Annotated in this window: 2 protein-coding genes and 1 pseudogene; 1 reads left to right on the top strand and 2 read right to left on the bottom strand. The window is 42.1% G+C overall.

What is annotated here, in order from left to right; all coding sequences use genetic code 11:
- Window positions 1–494: hypothetical protein (locus tag L1D50_RS22615; protein WP_239966897.1), on the top strand; the 494-nt coding region annotated here is incomplete at its 5' end.
- A gap of 278 nt (window positions 495–772) precedes the next feature.
- On the opposite strand, the pseudogene L1D50_RS22610 reads toward L1D50_RS22615, so the two are convergent.
- Both L1D50_RS22610 and L1D50_RS22605 read right to left on the bottom strand, forming a co-directional pair.
- Window positions 773–1,249, bottom strand: a pseudogene (locus L1D50_RS22610) (transposase); the annotation flags it as partial.
- Between the two features lie 218 nt (window positions 1,250–1,467).
- The gene (locus tag L1D50_RS22605; RefSeq protein WP_239966896.1) at window positions 1,468–2,439 is read right to left on the bottom strand and encodes a transposase; all 972 of its coding nucleotides are present in this window, start codon (window positions 2,437–2,439) and stop codon (window positions 1,468–1,470) included.
- Window positions 2,440–2,622: the final 183 nt, after the last annotated feature.

Raw genomic sequence — 2,622 nt, 5'->3', positions numbered from 1 at the left:
GTTCAGAAAAACCTGCTGATATTAACAACCAATTAAAATACGAAAAAGATGGGCTTTCATTTTCTTACCCTGCAAATTGGGAGGTCACTGAAGACTTTGTGAGCGAAGATGTTAGGTTTGTTTTTGTTGAGTCTCCTGGAGACGCAATCATTAAAATTGAAGTATATCCTACAGAGCAGTCATTCGAACTTAAAGAGTTCGTTGAGCTGGATGTTGAAGCTCTCATTAAAGAAACCCCCAGTATATTGGAGCTAGATAGTGATAATGAAATAAAAGAAGTTAAGACATCTATAAATGGAACTGAGTTTCATGGATTGAAATATGAATTTAATATCTCGGTTGTTAATATTGATGTACCTCATGTGTCAGAGTCTTACTCTTTTCCTTCGCATGAAAAAGTTGCATATTTGACTAATCAGGTGGCTAAAGAAGACCTTGGAAAAGTTAATGGTGGTTTCAAACAGGTTTTAGCTACCTTTAAAATAGAGCCCTAACAAAGTGAATCATTGATAGAATCATTGATGACACCCACTATTATTTGTACCTGTTCTGGCAGTACGAAAATAAGCGACACCCATTACTATTGATATTCAAGCTGGGAAAGTGAAGTAAAAAAGCATGTAAACACTCCAATAATTTTGGTCAAAAACGTTTATCGATAGGTTATTTTTAGCGCTCAAGCGTATCTCTACACTAAAACTGAGTTATCGCGCACGACTAAGCGCTGCAAATACGGCAGTAAGATATTCTAGAATTGAGAATGTGAATTTTGCTAAGCCAGCAAGCGCTCGCAGTTTGTTAGGTTTGTCCGTCGTCGTTTTTGCAGTGTTTCACAGTAAGCGGTTATTGTTCGCTCTCGACCAACAGCACCATGGAATACCCGAGAAAATTTCGTAGTGAGTTTTATCCAGTTCTCAGGCTCTATATTTAATCGAGTTAGAATAGGCTGAGACTCAAAGATATAGCCTCGCTTGTCGGCGCGAATACATTGGCCTGTGAGTTCAACCAACTCAATATAGAATTTGAGCTCGAAAGGCAGTCCTTTTGGCATGTGTTTTCGTGGGCTGCCAGCGAAGCGTAGTAGGCTTTTTGGCTGTTTACCTAATTTTGCATGGTCAATTCGCTTTTTGATGCTGGTGTAGTCTGAGGTTTCAGGCGTTGCTGCGATTTTGGCTCTAATGGGGTTTAAGTCTACGTAAGCGAGACAAGCAGTCAATGCAGCCTCGTCTAGTAATGCTTGGGATTTGAATAGTGAATCATTGATGACACCCATCATTGTTTGTATCTATGCTGGCAAAGTGAGATTAAAAAGTACGGAAACACTTAAAGAGTAGGGACAAAAGTGTTTTTAGATAGGGTGACCTTTGGCGGATAAGCGGATCGCTAAACTAAAATTGGATTATCGCGCACGACAACGCGCTGTAAATACAGGAGTAAGAAATTCTAGAATTGAGGATGTGAGTTCTGCTAAGCCAGCAAGCGCTCGCAGTTTGTTAGGTTTGTCCGTCGTCGTTTTTGCAGTGTTTCGCAGTAAGCGGTTATCCTACGCTCTCGGCCAACCGCGCCGTGGAATATCCGAGAAAACTGCGTAGTAAGTTTTATCCAGTTCTCAGGCTCAATATTGAGTCGAGTGAGTATGGGTTGTGACTCAAAGATATAGCCTCGTTTGTCGGCGCGAATACATTGGCCTGTGAGTTCAACCAACTCAATATAGGATTTGAGCTCGAAAGGCAGGCCTTTTGGCATATGTTTTCGTGGGCTGCCAGCAAAGCGTAGTAGGCTTTTTGGCTGTTTACCTAATTTTGCATGGTCGATGCGTTTTTTGATGCTGGTGTAGTCTGAGGTTTCAGGCGTTGCGGCAATGTTGGCTCTAATGGGGTTTAGGTCTACGTAAGCGAGGCAGGCAGCCAGTGCAGCTTCATCCAATAGTGCTTGGGATTTGAATCGCCCTTCCCAAAACCGGCCCGTACAATTATCTTCTTTATTTGCTCGGCGGGCGATGTCTTCGTTAAGTACCCGCATAAACCAACTAATATCAGCGAGTCTTTCTCTGTACTTATCAACCAGCTCATCTAGTATCAATTGCTCCGACTCACTCAGTGGCTCATCTTCAATAAACTTTTGGCTTATCCAATTGCCTTTAAATAACTTGTGCCATCGCATCACAATCGCTTTATCCGACAGGCGCTTAGCCTTTTTATCATCAACATATAAAACAATGTGGGTGTGATTACTCATCACGGCATAAGCACAGACATTAATACAAAACACGGAGCCCAGCATCAGGAGCTTTTCTTCAACCCAATCACGGCGGTGTTCGTATGATTTGCCAGTAAATTTATCTTCACCGCACAGAAAGGCCCGTCTTACGCAACGGGAGATACAGTGATAATATTTGGTGACGGTTAAACTGATTTGCTTTTTACGGGCAGTAGCCATAGTTTAGTTTCCTCAATCCTTTGAGTGTAGATTCAAAGCTTAGGCGGTATCTTAGGAAGGTGCAAATTAGTGGTGGGTGTCAGCGATTTGAGATGATCCTTTGAGTGTAGATTCAAAGCTTAGGCGGTATCTTAGGAAGGTGCAAATTAGTGGTGGGTGTCAGCGATTTGTTATGTCTAGGCA

The sequence above is a fragment of the Pseudoalteromonas sp. Isolate6 genome, assembly GCF_022398435.1.
GTDB classification, from domain to species: domain Bacteria; phylum Pseudomonadota; class Gammaproteobacteria; order Enterobacterales; family Alteromonadaceae; genus Pseudoalteromonas; species Pseudoalteromonas galatheae.
The sequence above is the reverse complement of the archived record's forward strand: the minus strand, read 5'-3'. Positions and strand labels throughout refer to the sequence as shown.